Raw genomic sequence first — 16,553 nt, 5'->3', positions numbered from 1 at the left:
ATCTAACAGGCCGGGCTAACTCGCTGCTTAACCAAGCAAGCGAGGATACTCATGCACATCAAGTTTGAACCCATGGACAAGGCTACCGCCGAGCATTTGCGCAGCGGTGGAGCGGATGCCAACGGCAATGCGCCGGAACGGCGGATTTCCGATGGAACCGGCGTTCCATGCCGCTGTTGCATGCAGATGGTTGGCAAGGGTGAACCCTATCTGATTGCGGCATGGCGCCCCTTCACCGCAACCCATGCCTATGCCGAAACCGGACCGGTGTTCCTTCACGCCGATCTCTGCACGCCCGCGCCCATCGAGCAGGATCAGCTGCCTGCGTTTCTGCAAAGCCCGGACTATATCCTGCGCGGCTACGACGCCGATCAGAGGACGATCTATGGCACCGGCGGCGTCGTCAAACTGTCTGAGATAGAGGCCCGGCTGGAAGAGCTCCTGACAAGTCCTGGCGTTGAAGCCGTCCACATCCGCTCGTCGCGCAACAATTGCTATCACTGCAAGGCGGTACGGGCAGAAACCGCCTAACGCTGGCAGGGCACCCAAACGAAAAACCCGCCCGCATGATTTGATGCGGACGGGTCGGGCTTGTGGACGAGCCCACGGAGCTTGTTGGCTGCAGGCGGCTCAAGCCACCTTCAGCGCCTGATCCATATCTGCCAGTTCATAACCGAGCGCATCGGCAACAGGACGGCTGGTGATGCGGCCCTTGTGAACATTGAGGCCGGCGCGCAGATGCCGATCTTCGGCAATCGCCTTGAGTCCCTTGTCGGCCAACATCAGGCCATACTGCAGCGTCGCATTGTTGAGCGCATGCGCCGAAGTGATCGGTACGGCGCCTGGCATGTTGGCGACGCAGTAGTGGATCACGCCATCGACTTCATAGGTCGGCTCGGCATGAGTTGTGGCGTGCGAGGTTTCAAAGCAGCCGCCCTGGTCGATGGCGACATCAACGATCACCGAGCCCTTCTTCATGCCGGACAGCATTTCGCGCGTGACCAGCTTGGGCGCGGCAGCACCCGGGATCAGAACGGCGCCAACCACCACGTCAGCCGAAAACACTTCATCTTCCAGCGCTTCGATAGTCGAGTAACGGGTATGAACCCGGCCATTGAAGATGTCGTCGATCTGGCGCAGGCGCGGGATCGAACGGTCGAGGATGGTCACATCGGCGCCAAGGCCCACAGCCATCTTGGCCGAGTTCAGCCCGACAACACCGCCGCCGATTATGGTTATCTTCGCTGGCAGAACACCGGGAACGCCGCCCAGCAGGATGCCGCGGCCACCAGTGGCCTTCTGCAAGGATGTGGCGCCTGCCTGGATGGCGAGACGGCCCGCCACTTCCGACATCGGCGCCAGCAGCGGCAGACCGCCACGATCGTCAGTTACGGTCTCGTAGGCAATGGCAGTGCAGCCCGATGCCAGCAGGCCCTTGGTCTGCTCGGGATCCGGAGCCAGGTGCAGATAGGTGTAGAGGAGCTGGCCTTCACGCAGTTGCGCCCATTCGGACGGCTGCGGTTCCTTGACCTTGACCACCATGTCAGAGCGCTCAAATATTTCCTTGGCGCTGCCGACAATCTTCGCGCCAGCAGCCTGATAGGCCGCATCGTCTTCGCCAATGCCCATGCCTGCCTTGGTCTCGACAATCACCTCGTGGCCATGCGCAACATATTCGCGCACCGCGCCTGGGGTCAGGCCAACACGATACTCATGGTTCTTGATTTCCTTAGGGCAGCCGACGCGCATTGATGTCTCCTCCGAGTGGTATGGGCGCCTCAAGCGCCGGATCCAGTTTCAATGCGATCAATTCGAACATTTGCACCCCGAAATGTCCTTGCAAACTGGCCTTGTTGCACCCATGGCTTTCGAATATTATTGCGTCAATTGCACCAAAATTCGGATATTCCACACATGCATGAGCTGGACACACTCGATACTGCCATTTTGAAGACACTTCAGAGCGAAGGGCGAATCTCCAACTCGGCTTTGGCTGAACGCGTCGGCCTCTCGGCCTCGGCCTGCTCGCGGCGGCTCGATATTCTGGAGAAATCGGGCGTCATCAAGGGCTACCACGCGCAATTGTCGCACAAGGCGCTCGACTACCGGATGATCGCCATCGTGCACATTTCGCTCTCCGGCCAATTCGCCAAGACATTGTCCGAGTTCGAAGCCGCGGTGAAGCGCTGCCCCAATGTTCTGGTCTGCTACCTGATGAGCGGCGAATATGATTACATCCTTCGCATCGCAGCCCGCGATCTCGAGGACTACGAACGCATTCACCGCGACTGGCTTTCCGCCCTGCCCCATGTGGTCAAGATCAACTCGAGCTTTGCCCTGCGCGAAATCATCGACCGCCCGAATGTAGGGCTTGCCTGATACATGACAAAATTACTCATGTTATTTTCAGATAGATCTGCTAGGGAGGCTCCAGACATTTGACCTGAAGGAGCAAGACAATGGCGCGTCCCGAACCCCGGAAACTGGAAGTGGTCGGCAAGCGGCAGGTGACCCCGAACATGCTGCGGATAACGCTAGGCGGCGCCGGGATGTTAGATTTCCCGGAAAACCAGACGAGCGCCTATATCAAACTCCGCGTTCCAGACACCGACAGCGAGCGCGAGGTCGTCCGGACCTATACGGTGCGCTCACATCGGGCTTCGGAAATCGATGTGGATTTCGCCCTGCACGAAATTTGCGGACCCGCCACCCTCTGGGCGCTGAATACGCAGGTAGGCGACAGCATAATGGTAGGTGGCCCGGGACCACGCAAACTCGTTCATGCTGACGCGGACTGGTATTTGCTGGTGGGAGACATGACCGCGCTTCCCGCCATCTCAGGCAACATCGAGATGCTTCCTGAAACGGCCAAAGGCACGGCTGTTATCGAGATCATGGATGAAGCGGATATTCAGGACTTGAAGAAACCAAACGATTTCATCATCGAATGGGTGGTCAATCCGCATCCCGGTCGAGACAGCGGGCTGCTGGTTGACCGCGTCAAAGCCGTCACCTTCGCGGCTGAAAATCCTTCTGTCTGGGCCGCTTGCGAGTTCGCCACAATGCGGCAATTGCGCGACTACTTCCGCAAAGAGCGCGGTCTGGACACCGGAAATCTCTATATTTCCAGCTATTGGAAGGCCGGAAGCACTGAGGAATCGCACAAGATCGCAAAGCGCGAAGACGCCAATATGGTTGCTTCCTGAGATCTGGCACGGCAATGCCTAAGTCCTTATTCCTACTGGACCGTTTGACATCTAACCGCTACCAGTGCGCCCGGGACGACGACGTCACCACTGAGGAAAGCTCATGAAATTTATCAAGACATCCGCGGCAATTCTGTTTGCCGCTGCCATCACCGCAACGAGTGCATTTGCCGGCACCGGCGCCGACGGCGTTTTCACAATTCACAATGACACTGAAACCAATGTTGTCTCGGGCTTTTACACAAGCGAAGACGACGGCGATACCTGGAGCACCAATTGGCTTTCCATTCAGGTGCGCCCGGGCGAATCCGCCGAAGCCCGCTTTCATGCCAATGCCGGCCCGTGCGAACAGGTCTTGCAGGTGGGTTGGGTCGGTGATGGCGGTGGCGAGGTGCTCGACGAGCCAATCAGCATCGACATCTGCGAAGCCAGCAACGTCTATCTGGAAGACAACGACGTCAGCTTCGACTGATCGATTCGCAGCCTGAACAGGCAGATCGAATGAAACGGCGCGGAACCATTGGTTGCGCGCCGTTTGTGCATGGAGTTTTCGCGTCCTACTTGAACAGCGCCGCCCCTTGCTCGTCTATAATCTGCCGTGCCTTGCGCATCGTCGCAGCCTCGACTTCATCGCGGCTCGAGAAAATATCGGCGCGAATGAACTTGTGTTCCCTCGCAGTCTCACCCTCGCCCTTGACAATACGCCCTGCCACCCGCCACTGCCCGCCTTCTGCCATCGGCTCGGCATAGATCAGGCAATCCTTGTAGGTATCAGGCTCGTTGGCGGCCTGCGGCGAACCGGACGTGGAACCGCCACCAAACAGATTGCGGATGCTGTCCATAATGCCTGCCATGCCAAACTCCTCACTTTCAAAACCATCTGATTGCCGGCATCTGCCGGTCAAGTTCGGCCCCTTTCGCGGTGCCGATGAATTCGGTTGCGCAAGTGTCATGTCGGGATCACACTTGCCATCTATGGCTTGCCGCCAGACGTGACGAAAAGCCGGAATGCTGAAGCGTACCGAAGTACCCGACATCAATGCATTTTAGGTCAACCGCAGGGAGAAAGTCCATGAAAGACCAACGCATTCTCGATATGCTGCACCCAATCTCGCGACGGTCCCTGCTGGGTGGCCTTGCCGCCACCAGCGCGCTCGTCATGGTGCACCCGTTCACAGCCCGCGCCAACGCCAACCAGGCGCATCTGCGCATCATGGAAACCACCGACCTGCATGTGCATGTATTCGCCTACGATTATTACGGCGACAAACCCAATGACACCATGGGTTTGGCCCGCACCGCATCGATCATCGACCAGATCCGCGCGGAGGCCCAGAACTCTATCCTCGTCGACAATGGCGACTTCCTTCAGGGCAATCCGATGGGCGACTATATCGCCTATGAGCGGGGCATGAAGGAGGGTGACATGCACCCGATCATCGCCGCCATGAATGTGCTTGGCTATGACGCGGGAACACTCGGCAACCACGAATTCAACTACGGCCTCGACTTCCTGTTCAAGGTCATCGCCGGCGCAAATTTTCCGCTTGTTTGCGCCAATCTGGCCAAAGGCGCACTTGCCGCCAACCCGCGCGATGACGATTTGTTCCTCAAGCCCTACATGATCCTCGATCGCACCATCAAGGATGGCGCCGGCGAAGAACACCAGATCAAGATCGGCCTGATCGGCTTTGTCCCGCCGCAGATCATGAACTGGGACGCCAAGCACCTGAGCGGAAATGCCGCCACCCGCGACATCGTCAAGGCGGCAGAAGCCTGGGTTCCGCAGATGCGGGAAGAAGGCGCCGACGTCGTCATTGCGCTTTCGCATTCAGGCATTGGGCAGCAGGAGTGGGCCGAAAACCTCGAAAACGCGTCTGTCCCCCTCGCCGCCATACCCGGCATCGACGCGATCGTAACCGGCCATAGCCATCTGGATTTTCCCGGACCGAAGTTCGATGGCGTGGCGGGTGTCGATAATGCCAAGGGCACGATCTCCGGCAAGCCCGGCGTCATGGGCGGGTTCTGGGGATCCCATCTGGGCTTGATCGACCTGATGCTGGAGCGCGACGGCAATGCGTGGAAAATCATCGGCCACAGCTCGGAAGCCCGGCCGATCTACGAGCGCGTTGACCGGAAGGTGAATGCCCTGGTCGCCGACAAGCCCGAAGTGCTTGCCGCAGCACAGGCAGATCATGAGGCAACGCTTGCCTATGTCCGCACCGCTGTCGGCAAGACATCGGCGCCGCTGCAATCCTATTTCGCTCTTGTCGCCGACGATCCTTCTGTTCAGATCGTGAGCCAGGCCCAGACCTGGTACATCGCGGACATGCTCAAGGAGACAGAGTGGAAGGACCTGCCGGTCCTGTCAGCTGCCGCCCCTTTCAAGGCCGGCGGCCGAGGCGGCGCGGAATACTACACCGACGTTCCCGCAGGCGATGTCGCCATCAAGAATGTGGCCGATCTCTATCTTTATCCCAACACGGTTCAGGCTGTCGTGATCACCGGAGCACAGGTCAAGGACTGGCTCGAAATGTCGGCAGGCATCTTCAATCAGATCGAACCCGGTGCCAAGGATGCGGAGCTGATCAATAGCGCGTTCCCGTCCTACAATTTCGATGTCATCGACGGCGTGACCTACCGTGTCGACCTGACCCAGCCTGCCAAGTACAGCTCCAAGGGCGAACTTGAGAACGCCGGCAGCAACCGGATTCAGGACCTCAGCTTCAATGGCCAACCTATTGATTCTGAGAAGAAATTTGTGGTCGCTACAAACAATTATCGCGCTGGCGGCGGTGGCAACTTCCCCGAGATCGGCACGGACAAGGTTGTGTTTCAGGCACCAGACACCAACCGCGACGTGATCGTGCGTTACATCATCGATCAGGGAACCATCAATCCATCCGCCGATGCCAACTGGAGCTTTGCCCCTGTGGAAGGCGCCAGCCTTCTGTTTTCCTCAGGGCCGAAAGCCAAGGATTTTGTTGACGACGTGAAGGGCGTGTCCATCGAACCCGCAGGCGATGGCGCCGACGGCTTCGCCCTGTTTCGCATCACACTCTAGTCTGGCGTTCAACTGCCCATACCCGCGGCGCGACCATCGGCGCCGTGGGTATGGCGCATTGCCTTGAGGCCGGCATTTTGCCGGCGTCCGCTTGCTCGCCGCCAATTCGCTTTTATGGTCGGAGCCTTAGCAAATTAATTACCGCGAAGTGCGAGACTCCCCTCAAGCCAGCCAGGGGAGCGATTTGATATGATGGAATTGAGCGGCCGCGCCCTCAAGCGGGACAAGACCAGAGTTAAGGCCAAGATTGACTGCATGGGACAGAAAACCACCGGAGCGGTGATTGACTTGTCCCAGCACGGCATCTGCCTGCAACTTGATGCCGGCATTCCCATGGCGGCAGGCGACAAGATCAATGTCGAAACCGAAGAGATGGGGCTGCTGATCGGCACTATCCGCTGGATCAGGGGGGGCCGCATCGGCGCGGCACTTGTACTGACGTCAAACAACCGCGCCAAGGTGGAAAGCTACTACAAGATGTTCCTCCACAACCGTTAGGCTGCATGAAGTCGGGAGCAGCCTGCTGCTGCGCCCCTGGTTTTCTGCGCTCGACATCGCGTCAGCAAAATGCCTTGCAATGGTGATGGCTTGGCAGGCCGCACGAAATCAGGGCATCCCCTCAAGGACACGCATGACGCTGTATTTTTTGGGCTTTCTGATAGCTGCCGGCTTTGCCGCGTTCACCCTGGGGCCGCGCCCGTCCGCTGACACGACCGTGGATTTTGACGAAGCCACCCTGCTCGACGACCTCGATGCTTATCTCGCAGCTTCAGAGGCGCGTTATGACGATTTGCGCCCCGGCAATGAACGCCAGATCATCTGGGCGGACCCGGCCTCGCGCGCCCGCACGCCAATCGCGATTATCTATATTCATGGTTTCTCCGCCAGCCCCGGCGAATTGCGCCCGCTGCCTGATCTCGTTGCAAAGAGCCTGGGGGCCAATCTCTACTATGCCCGCCTCAAGGGCCACGGTCGCAGCGGAGACGCGATGATCGAGGCCTCGGTTCATGGCTGGGTCAACGATTTTGCCGAAGCGGTCGCAATTGGACGAAAACTTGGCGAACGCGTGATCGTGATGGCGACATCCACCGGGGCGTCGCTCACCACCTGGGCCGCCACTCAGCCAGCGCTTATGCGTGATGTGGCCGGACTGGTTCAGTTCTCACCAAATTACGGCATTCAGGCGAGAGGTTCGAGCCTGCTGACAATACCGTGGGCCAGGCAAATGGTGCGATTGGTCGTCGGTGAACGCCGTTCGTTCGAGACCACCAACGACCTGCACGCAAGGTACTGGACCTCCGAATACCCGAGTGCCGCCTTGCTGCCGATGGCAGCACTGGTTGATCTCGCCAATGCCGCTGATGCCGGAACGATTACGCTGCCGTCGCTGTTTGTCTACTCGCCGCTTGATCAGGTAATCCGGCCCGAACTGGTCAAGGCAAAAGCCGAAAACTGGGGCGGGCCGACAAGAACCATCAAAGTGACCGACGACAGCACCGCCACTCATCATGTCGTTGCAGGTGATGCCCTCTCACCGCAAACCACCGAGAGACTGGCCGCACAGACGGGCGAGTGGATCGCAAACCTCTAGCCGTCGCGTATCCCCCCGTACCGGTCAGATGATCAGGTTGGCGATGATCTCGTTGTCGGTGATATCCTGGTAACTCATGCCAGCCTGATCAAACGCCTCAGTGAGCCGCAGTAAGCTCTCAGGTTCCCGGGTCTCGATCCCGATCAGGATCGAGCCGAAGTTCCTGGCGGATTTCTTGAGATACTCGAACCGGGCGATGTCGTCTTCCGGTCCCAGCAGGGACAGAAGATCCCTGAGGGCACCAGGTCGCTGCGGCAGACGCAGGATGAAGTACTTCTTGGTCCCGGCGTAGCGCATGGCCCGTTCCTTGACGTCGGGCAGCCGTTCAAAATCAAAATTCCCGCCTGACACCACCGCAATCACGGTCTTGCCGGAGAGCTTGTCAGGACCGAGCGCTTCAAGCGCAGAGATCGATAGCGCACCGGCAGGTTCAAGCACGATGCCTTCGGTGTTGAGAATCCTGGTCATCGTCAGGCAGATGGCGTTTTCAGGCACAGTCATCACCTGATCGGACCGGAAGCGCTGCAGGATCGCGAAATTGCGTTCGCCTATTTCGGCCACCGCAGCCCCATCGACAAAATTGTCGATCTTGCCGAGCTTGACCCTGTGACCTGCTACAAGACTTTGCTTCAGGCTCGGCGCACCAGCCGGTTCAACCAGAAGGAAGCGCTCGGTATCCACCTGACCTTCGAAATAGCGTGCTGCTCCTGCAGAAAGACCACCGCCACCAACGGGCAGCACAATGAGATCCGGGCTCTCGCCGTCCGGCAGCTGAGCCGCAATTTCGGCACCGACGCTCGCCTGCCCCTCGATGATGTCGTCATGATCGAACGGCGGCGCCATCAGGGCGTTCTCGGTGACGGCAAATTCACGTGCCGCATCGTAACAGGCGTCGAAAAAATCTCCAGTCAAACGGATTTCGATAAATTCGCCGCCAAAAACCCGCGTCTTGTCAATCTTCTGCTGCGGCGTCGTCACCGGCATGAAAACAACACCCTTGCGCCCGAAGTGGCGGCAGACATATGCAAAGCCTTGGGCGTGGTTTCCGGCAGACGCGCAAACAAAAAGGTTCTGTTGCGGATTTGCCAGCAGAGCCTTGCGGATGAAGTTGAAGGCACCGCGGATCTTGTAGGACCGGACCGGCGACAAATCCTCCCGTTTGAGCCAGATTCTCGCACCAAATTTCACCGACAGATGATCATTGAGCTGCAACGGCGTTTCCGCAAACAGCTCCCGCATCTCGACAAGAGCGCTGTTGACGGAAGCTCGGAAAGCATCGGGAGATTGTTTTTCGGTCATGACGGGTCTATGCCACGGGAACCTGCCGGTTGCCAACCAGATCTGGTTATCTCCGGCTTTTGAGAGGGCAACGGGTGCACGGCAATACGATCCGATCGGCGGTATTTATCGCATCCATGGCTGGGCTGTATCTATCGGTCGCCATGCTGGCTCCTGCAGCGGTTGATTTCTACTTCGGCAATCCCGACTGGCAGGTCTTTGCGGTTTCATCTTTTTCCGTCGGCGCGATCTGCCTTGCATCAGCCACCGCCAATCGCGGCGTCAACGCCCCCTTCTCCAGGCGGCTGGGCTTCCTTGTCGTCAACTTGCTTTGGATCACGCTGTCTGTGACCGGCGCCATTCCGTTCTATCTTGCCTCCCTCGGGCTGGACATGGCCGATGCGCTGTTTGAATCCGTCTCCGCCGTGACCACGACGGGGGCCACCGTCATCTCCGGACTTGATTCGGCGCCTCCGGGGCTTTTGCTGTGGCGTTCCCTGCTGCAATGGATCGGCGGCATCGGCATCGTCGCGCTCGGACTTCTGGTGCTGCCGTTCCTCAAGGTCGGCGGCTTCACCGTGTTCAAGATGGAATCGTCAGACACATCGGAAAAGCCTTTCGCCCGGTTCGCGGTTTTCGTACGTGCCTTCTTTGCCATCTATATCGGCCTGACGGTGACCTGCGCCGTTCTCTACCGGCTTCTGGGCATGAGCGACTTTGACGCCCTCAACCATGCCATGACCACGATGGCGACAGGAGGCTTCTCTACCCACGATGCATCCTTCGGCGCATTCCAGTCACCTGGCCTGATCTGGACGGCGACCATATTCATGGCCATCGCCGGCCTGCCCTTCTCCGTTCTCATCCTGTTTGCGGTGCGTGGCCGCCTTGATGCACTGCGCGATCCGCAGATCTATGCCTATGCCGGCATCGTCTTCGTGCTCTCCGTGCTGATCGCGCTCAGCCTGCGCCTGTCCTACAATGAGAGCTTCGGCATGGCCCTCACCCACGCAGCTTTCAATGTCGTCTCCGTTGTCACCACGACAGGCTTTGCCAGCGCCGACTACACGCTCTGGGGGCCGCTGACCGTTGCAATCCTGTTCATGGCAACTTTTCTCGGCGGATGTTCGGGGTCAACCTCGGGCGGCATCAAGGCCTACCGGCTGGTTATCATTGCAAGCTCGATCCGCTCGGGCCTGATGCGGCTGATCTATCCCAATATTGTTCGTCCGGTCCGCTACGGTTCAGTCGCGGTCGAGGCCGACATGCAGCGCACCGTGTTTCTCTTCGTATGCGCCTATATCGGCATCTGGGCGCTCGGCTCGATTGCGCTTGCCGCCACGGGCCTCGACATCGAGACAGCAGTATCGGGCTCGATTACCGCTCTCGCCAACGTAGGTCCGGGGATCGGTCCGGTTATCGGCCCAGCAGGCAACTTCAGCTCACTCGGCGACCCCGCCAAGATGATACTGGTTTTCTTGATGTTGCTTGGCCGACTGGAAATATTGGTGGTTCTAGTGCTTTTGCTGCCAGCTTTCTGGCGCGAATAATCTAACCAGGATTGCCCAAACTCGCTAAATTATCCAACAATTAACCAAAACCTGCTTACCTCCACCCAGCTGGAGGATAAAATCGAATGCATGCTTTGCAGGTTTCTTTTGCCGACGAGCCGGACAATCATCCAGATGCCGGGCCAGATGCCGGGCCAGATACCGGGCAAGACGACGCGCAAGTCTTGGCGCCCCCCGCGCAAGACCAGGCCAGGCTCGAGCGGGCGATGAACGTGATCGGTTCGCAGATCGGTGAATTGTCCGTCAATATCGCCGATACCAGCGGAATGGTCGGCGACGTCTCCACTTCCATGTCGAAGCAGGCCGAGGAATTCCATTCCCTGACCCGCGACATCTCGATGATTGCGCGCTCAAATCAGACCGTGGCCGATGCGTCCCGTGGTGCAATCGAAGCTGCCAGGGCCACACAGGCCGGCCTCGACACCACCACCAAGAGCGTCAACGGCATCCTGGTCAACGCGGTCTCGGACATCAGCTCGATGGCAACCAATGCCACGGAAATCACGACGGTTCTCAATTCGGTGTCGGGCCAGATCAAGGAAATCCACTCGTTCTCCGAATCGATCCAGGGAATTGCCACCCAGACCCAGATGCTGGCGGTCAACGCAGGCATCATGGCGGCCCATGCCGGCGAAGCAGGACGCGGGTTTGCCGTTGTCGCCGATGCGGTCAAGCAACTGGCAGACAAGACCGGCACCGTTTCACGCGATATCGTCTCCCGGCTCGATGCCTTGCGCTCGATTGTCGACAAGCTCCAGAAACAAAACGCGGAAAACGAACTGGTGGCGACCACCGCGCACCAGCGTTCGACCGAAATAGACGGCGAGTTGCAGAAATTTACCGGCTTCAGTGCGACGGTCGCGGGAATGATCACTGAAATCGAGAGGATCAGTGGCCCTGTTGAAGAGACCACACGGGCCTGTTCTACAGTCCTCGCCAAGGTGTCCGATCTGGACAAGCATGTTCACACCAGCGCCGAAATGCTAACCTCCGCCAGCGCCAAGATCGACCGTCTGGTCTCCTTCTCGGAAAACGTCATTGGCGAAGTTGCCGAGAGCGGAATTGAAACCGAAGACACGCCCCTCATCCGCCATTGCATCGCCAAGGCAAACGAAGTGGCCTCGATCTTCGAGCAAGCAGTCAGTTCGGGAGAAATCTCCCTCTCCGATCTGTTTGACGAGAAGTACACAGCCATTGCAGGGACCGATCCGCTTCAGCACATGACGCGTTTCACGCGGCACACCGACCGTCTGCTGCCACCGATTCAGGAGGCTATGCTGGACTTTGATCCGCGTGTGACCTTCTGCGCAGCAATTGACCGCAATGGCTATCTGCCGACCCACAACCACATCTACTCGCAACCCCAGAGTGCTGATCCCGTCTGGAACGCCGGCAACTGCCGCAACCGCCGCATTTTCAATGATCGCACAGGCCTGGCCGCCGGCCGCAACAAGAAGCCGTTCCTGCTGCAAACCTACCGCCGTGACATGGGCGGCGGCAATTTCAGCCTGATGAAGGATCTGTCAGCCCCCATCATCATCAACGGACGCCACTGGGGCGGCCTGCGCATAGGCTTCAAGATCACAGCTTGAGGGTGATGCGATAAGAAAGTGGCGGAAGGGTCTAGTGCCAATCAATGGTGCGGACGACGGGAATCGAACCCGTACAGCCTTGCGGCCGAGGGATTTTAAGTCCCTTGCGTCTACCAGTTTCGCCACGTCCGCACGTGACCTAGTCGGTAACTGACGATCAGCATACAGGCAAGACTTCTGCGGTCGATTGCGCAAAAAACCAAAACGCCCCGCTGTCGAAACAACGGGGCGCTTGATAAGGCAACCAACAGGCGTGGCTGCGTGTGGGTCGATCAGGTGACCAGCTTGGCAGCGATTTCAGCAACCCGCTTGCCCTGGAATTCCGCGCCTTCGAGTTCAACTGCGGAAGGCTGGCGCGAACCATCGCCATCAGCGATTGTCGTTGCGCCGTAAGGCGAACCGCCCTTGACCTCACCGACGCCCATCTGGCCCTGGAAAGTGTATGGCAGACCGGCAATCAGCATGCCGTGATGCAGAAGTACCGTATGGAAGCTCAGAATGGTCGATTCCTGACCGCCATGCTGTGTCGCCGACGATGCCATCACCGAGCCGACCTTGCCGACCAGTGCGCCGGTTGCCCAAAGCGCGCCGGTCTGATCGAGAAAGTTCTTCATCTGCGAAGCCATCATGCCGTAGCGAGTCGGCACAGCGAAAATGATGCCGTCATAATCGGCAAGTTCAGCCGGGTCGGCGACAGGCGCTTGCTGATCCATCTTATAATGGAACTGCTTGGCTACATCTTCAGGCACCAATTCCGGTACGCGCTTGATGGTCACGTCAGCCCCGCCAGCAGCCGCACCCTTTGCAGCGGCCTGTGCCATGGTCTCCATGTGACCCCAGCTCGAATAGTAAAGCACCAGTACTTTTGCCATTTTCAAATCCTTTTCCGTGTTTTCCGCCAGCGACGGTCTAGTCCGAAAACATAGGTGTTTTGCTGTTCACCGAAACCCCGCAAATGCAGCACAGATTGTTCACAAGCTCACACTGATTGCATGGTATGGCTCCCTTGCGCCAATACCGGCAACAGGTTTATTCAAAGCGATTTGGTGGAGGAGAATGACCATGAGCGACGCCCAAACCGTGACCGCTGCAGCGCTCGCCATTGGCGACGAATTGCTGTCGGGCCGCACCAGGGACAAGAACATAGGTCACCTGGCCGAACTGCTGACCGCGGCCGGCATAGAGCTGAAGGAAGTCCGCATCGTCCCGGATGAAGAGGACCGCATTGTCGATGCACTCAATGCTCTCAGGCAAAGCCATGATTATGTCTTCACCTCCGGCGGCATCGGCCCGACCCATGACGACATCACCGCAGACGCGGTCTCCAAGGCTTTTGGCGTCGCCTGCACCCATGATGCCGATGCCCTGGCGCTGCTTGCCGCGAATTACGCCGAGCGCGGCCTGGAATTCACAGAAGCCCGCCGCCGCATGGCGAGGATGCCCGTCGGCAGCAAACATATCGACAATCCTGTGAGCCGCGCTCCGGGTTTCGTCATCGGCAATGTCCATGTCATGGCAGGCGTCCCATCCGTGTTCCAGGCAATGCTCGACAATGTCCTGCCAACGTTGAGAACGGGCGTGAAAATCCTCTCCGAGAAGGTCAGCTGTCCTTTCGGAGAAGGCGATATCGGCGATCCGCTCAGCGCCATTGCCAAAGCCCATCCCGACGTCAATATCGGCTCCTATCCGCGATTTTCGGGTGACAAGTTTTCGACCGAAATTGTCATCCGCGGCAGGGACCAGAGCGCGATCGAAGAGGCCAGGCTTGATGTCGAAGCAATGTTGGTGAGCGTCGAAGCGACACTCCACACAAAAGCTGTTTGATAAGGATCAATGCGAAGACAGACTGCTCAAAGCATTGTGATTCCACTGACGCATCAATCGCGCCACACAAGGGAGACCTCATCATGGGCTATCATACGATCCTCGCTGTCTATGCAACAACCGCCGACGTCGCACCGGTGACCTCGGCAATTGCCGGTTTCGCAGCCGACAGCGAAGTGCATCTGATTGGGTGCCACGGCGAACCGTCGCAATTCGTTGTGCTTTCAGCTCCCATCGACGTTCCCGATGCGGCCACCATCGCCGCACTCTATGAACAGGCCGATGCGCGCATGCGCGAAGTCGGTGATGCGTTCAGCAAGGCGTGCGAAACAGAAGGGCTGTCGCATGAGTGGCGTCCAGTCCGCTCTCCCGGCGGCGACAGCGCCATCTCCGCTCTTGTCAGCGCCCGCTCTGCCGATCTGGTGGTCGTGCGCCAACCCGATCGGGCGGCCAATGAAGATATGGCCACCAATGTCGAAGCACTGCTGTTTGAAGGCGGACGCCCTGTGCTGTTCCTGCCCTCGAATGGCAAGCTGGCAACACCGATCAAGCGAGTTGTCATCGCCTGGGACGGCTCTAGGGAAGCAGCCCGCGCCACTCATGATGCGCTGCCGCTGCTCAAGGCTGCCGAAGCCGTGGAAATCGTCATCGTCGACGCCGACAAACTGCCCGATATAGACGCGCCGCTTGCCGGCACAGATATCGCAAGCTGCCTGTCGCGGCACGGCATCCATGTCAACATCACAGCCGTGTCAAAGGGCTCAGGCTCCACTGCCGAAGCGATAACCGCCCAGGTCACGGCCAGCAATGCAGATCTTGTTGTCATGGGCGCCTATACGCATCAGCGGCTCAGGGAATGGCTGTTCGGCGGCGTCACCCGCGCCTTCCTCGAACGCTCCGATGTTCCGGTTCTGATGTCACGATAGTCGATGCCAACCGGCGCGCGGCCAGACTGCGCCGCGCGCATCACCCAAACATCATCCAGAAAGCCACACCTGCAAGCACGACGGCAAAAACCAGGTTCAATCGGCGTGCGCCGGCCTCGCTGCGAAACACCCGCCCCAGACCATCACCTGCCAACGTCCACAGCAGGAAAGCCAGCAGATTGTTCAACGTGAACACCAGCGAAATCACGGCAACACGTTCACCCGTGCTGGCAAGCCCCACCCCGCCGAATTGCGAGTACATCAATACGATGATCACATAGGCTTTCGGGTTGAGAACAAGCAGCATGACCCCGTCTAGAAAACCGGCCGAACCAACACGCATCTCGGCGGCGGACCTCCCGGCAACAGCCATCTTCCATGCCAACCAAAGCACATAGATCGATCCGCCTGTTTTCAAGGCGAAAAACACCGCCGAATCCGGATCGATCAGACTGACCAGGCCCGCTCCGATCAGCGCTGTCACCAGCAGTGTGGCGACGTGATACCCGGCATTGGCGGCAAGAGTGGCTGACACACCAAACCGGGCGCCAAGGGCCGCAAAAAACATGTTGCCCGGTCCGGGGCTGTAGGCCAGCGGAAACAGAAAAACCAGGAGGGCGAGAACGAACAGGGTCATGAAAGCATCCTCTTTTTGCCTTACCCTCCAACTTTCGCGCGCTGTCTGACACGCCGCCACCCGATACCAGCTTTCGTAAGAACAATATGATCGCGTCACCTGACTTGCTTTCGCCACCTGATTTCGGCTATTTGCCGCGCTTAAGTCATCAAACAGCAGCCTGCGGGATTGCCTGCACATTCAAGGAAGCCAGCCATGTCTCTTCCAGACAAAGCCTTTCCGGTCTCGTGGGACCAGTTTCACCGTGACGCGCGTGCGCTCGCATGGCGGCTGAGCGGCACCGGTCAGGCCTGGAGCGCGATTGTCTGCATCACCCGTGGCGGGCTTGTACCGGCGGCCATCATTTCCCGCGAACTCGACATACGCCGGATTGATACCGTCTCGGTCGCCTCCTACCATGACTATGTCAATCAGGGCGAAATGCAGGTTCTGAAGGAAATCAACTCCGATATTCTTGAGACAGAAGGCCAGGGCGTTCTCATTGTCGATGACCTGACTGATACCGGCAAGACTGCAGCCATTGTTCGCGCAATGCTGCCAAAGGCACATTTCGCCACAGTTTATGCCAAGCCGAAGGGCCGGCCACTGGTCGATACCTTCGTAACCGAAGTCAGCCAGGATACCTGGATCTACTTCCCCTGGGACATGGGCTTTGCCTATGTCGAGCCGATCGCCAAGGATTCCCGCGGCTAACTGCGCTTCTACTGATCAGATATCGTGGAGCGCGACAAACGGCAGCCAGTTTTCAACATATTGGCGCGTCCCTCCCATCCGGATGCCCCCTGATCTGTCGCATGCTTGTGCGGTTGGCACGCGCTGCTGCATGGCCCGGTTTTTTCCAGCAGCCTTCTAACTGTGTCAAAC

At 58.6% G+C, this 16,553-nt stretch carries 17 protein-coding genes and 1 tRNA gene; 12 read left to right on the top strand and 6 right to left on the bottom strand.

The features are described 5' to 3' along the window. The first annotated feature begins 51 nt into the window (after window positions 1-51). Window positions 52-531 (top strand): DUF1203 domain-containing protein, encoded by a 480-nt coding sequence (locus WNZ14_RS12970; protein WP_342869069.1) that lies wholly within the window; start codon window positions 52-54, stop codon window positions 529-531. Window positions 532-630: 99 nt separating this feature from the next. Here the strand turns inward: WNZ14_RS12970 and ald are convergent, their stop codons facing one another. Continuing rightward, a complete protein-coding gene (ald, locus tag WNZ14_RS12965; protein WP_342869068.1) occupies window positions 631-1,749 on the bottom strand; it encodes an alanine dehydrogenase in 1,119 nt (372 codons plus the stop codon). Between the two features lie 165 nt (window positions 1,750-1,914). Here ald and WNZ14_RS12960 point away from each other — a divergent pair, with 165 nt between their 5' ends. The 3 genes from WNZ14_RS12960 to WNZ14_RS12950 all read left to right on the top strand — a co-directional run bounded on the left by WNZ14_RS12960 (window position 1,915) and on the right by WNZ14_RS12950 (window position 3,678). Continuing rightward, complete coding sequence (locus tag WNZ14_RS12960) at window positions 1,915-2,379, top strand: Lrp/AsnC family transcriptional regulator (protein WP_342869067.1); 465 nt, start codon at window positions 1,915-1,917, stop codon at window positions 2,377-2,379. An 80-nt stretch (window positions 2,380-2,459) separates the two neighbouring features. Beyond that, complete coding sequence (locus WNZ14_RS12955) at window positions 2,460-3,206, top strand: siderophore-interacting protein (RefSeq protein ID WP_342869066.1); 747 nt, start codon at window positions 2,460-2,462, stop codon at window positions 3,204-3,206. Window positions 3,207-3,309: 103 nt separating this feature from the next. Then, window positions 3,310-3,678: a hypothetical protein gene (locus WNZ14_RS12950; RefSeq protein WP_342869065.1), complete on the top strand. Its 369-nt coding sequence runs from the start codon at window positions 3,310-3,312 to the stop codon at window positions 3,676-3,678. 85 nt (window positions 3,679-3,763) lie between these two features. Here WNZ14_RS12950 and WNZ14_RS12945 read toward each other — a convergent pair whose 3' ends face one another. After that, complete coding sequence (locus WNZ14_RS12945) at window positions 3,764-4,060, bottom strand: HlyU family transcriptional regulator (protein WP_342869064.1); 297 nt, start codon at window positions 4,058-4,060, stop codon at window positions 3,764-3,766. A gap of 218 nt (window positions 4,061-4,278) precedes the next feature. Here WNZ14_RS12945 and WNZ14_RS12940 point away from each other — a divergent pair, with 218 nt between their 5' ends. From WNZ14_RS12940 to WNZ14_RS12930, 3 genes are all read left to right on the top strand, one after another. Next, window positions 4,279-6,270, top strand: coding sequence for a bifunctional 2',3'-cyclic-nucleotide 2'-phosphodiesterase/3'-nucleotidase (locus WNZ14_RS12940; protein WP_342869063.1), 1,992 nt, complete (start codon window positions 4,279-4,281; stop codon window positions 6,268-6,270). A 189-nt stretch (window positions 6,271-6,459) separates the two neighbouring features. Beyond that, complete coding sequence (locus WNZ14_RS12935; protein ID WP_342869062.1) at window positions 6,460-6,768, top strand: PilZ domain-containing protein; 309 nt, start codon at window positions 6,460-6,462, stop codon at window positions 6,766-6,768. 133 nt (window positions 6,769-6,901) lie between these two features. Further along, a complete protein-coding gene (locus WNZ14_RS12930; RefSeq protein ID WP_342869061.1) occupies window positions 6,902-7,861 on the top strand; it encodes an alpha/beta hydrolase in 960 nt (319 codons plus the stop codon). Between the two features lie 24 nt (window positions 7,862-7,885). Here the strand turns inward: WNZ14_RS12930 and ilvA are convergent, their stop codons facing one another. Next, complete coding sequence (gene ilvA, locus WNZ14_RS12925) at window positions 7,886-9,160, bottom strand: threonine ammonia-lyase IlvA (RefSeq protein WP_342869060.1); 1,275 nt, start codon at window positions 9,158-9,160, stop codon at window positions 7,886-7,888. A 74-nt stretch (window positions 9,161-9,234) separates the two neighbouring features. On the opposite strand from ilvA, the gene WNZ14_RS12920 reads away from it, so the two are divergent. Together WNZ14_RS12920 and WNZ14_RS12915 are read left to right on the top strand one after the other, a co-directional pair. Beyond that, a complete protein-coding gene (locus WNZ14_RS12920) occupies window positions 9,235-10,689 on the top strand; it encodes a TrkH family potassium uptake protein (RefSeq protein ID WP_342869059.1) in 1,455 nt (484 codons plus the stop codon). 86 nt (window positions 10,690-10,775) lie between these two features. Further along, window positions 10,776-12,302, top strand: coding sequence for a methyl-accepting chemotaxis protein (locus WNZ14_RS12915; protein ID WP_342869058.1), 1,527 nt, complete (start codon window positions 10,776-10,778; stop codon window positions 12,300-12,302). Window positions 12,303-12,347: 45 nt separating this feature from the next. Here the strand turns inward: WNZ14_RS12915 and WNZ14_RS12910 are convergent. Next, a tRNA-Leu gene (locus WNZ14_RS12910) sits at window positions 12,348-12,434 on the bottom strand. 140 nt (window positions 12,435-12,574) lie between these two features. Further along, window positions 12,575-13,174 carry an NAD(P)H:quinone oxidoreductase gene (gene wrbA, locus WNZ14_RS12905; RefSeq protein WP_342869057.1) on the bottom strand — a complete coding sequence of 200 codons (600 nt, stop codon included), beginning with the start codon at window positions 13,172-13,174 and terminating at the stop codon, window positions 12,575-12,577. Between the two features lie 190 nt (window positions 13,175-13,364). Between wrbA and WNZ14_RS12900 the strand changes: the two genes are divergently transcribed. Further along, window positions 13,365-14,126 carry a competence/damage-inducible protein A gene (locus tag WNZ14_RS12900; RefSeq protein WP_342869056.1) on the top strand — a complete coding sequence of 254 codons (762 nt, stop codon included), beginning with the start codon at window positions 13,365-13,367 and terminating at the stop codon, window positions 14,124-14,126. Window positions 14,127-14,209: 83 nt separating this feature from the next. Next, entirely contained in the window at window positions 14,210-15,052 is an 843-nt protein-coding gene (locus WNZ14_RS12895) for a universal stress protein (RefSeq protein ID WP_342869055.1), read from the top strand. 40 nt (window positions 15,053-15,092) lie between these two features. On the opposite strand, the gene WNZ14_RS12890 is transcribed toward WNZ14_RS12895, so the two are convergent. Beyond that, the gene (locus tag WNZ14_RS12890) at window positions 15,093-15,689 is read right to left on the bottom strand and encodes a LysE family translocator (RefSeq protein WP_342869054.1); all 597 of its coding nucleotides are present in this window, start codon (window positions 15,687-15,689) and stop codon (window positions 15,093-15,095) included. A 195-nt stretch (window positions 15,690-15,884) separates the two neighbouring features. On the opposite strand from WNZ14_RS12890, the gene gpt reads away from it, so the two are divergent. Then, window positions 15,885-16,382, top strand: coding sequence for a xanthine phosphoribosyltransferase (gene gpt / locus WNZ14_RS12885; protein WP_342869053.1), 498 nt, complete (start codon window positions 15,885-15,887; stop codon window positions 16,380-16,382). The last annotated feature ends 171 nt before the right edge of the window (window positions 16,383-16,553 follow it).

The organism is Hoeflea sp. AS60 (assembly GCF_038900115.1).
Lineage (GTDB): Bacteria > Pseudomonadota > Alphaproteobacteria > Rhizobiales > Rhizobiaceae > Hoeflea.
Note: the sequence above shows the minus strand (reverse complement) of the source record. Positions and strands in the feature narration are given on the sequence as shown.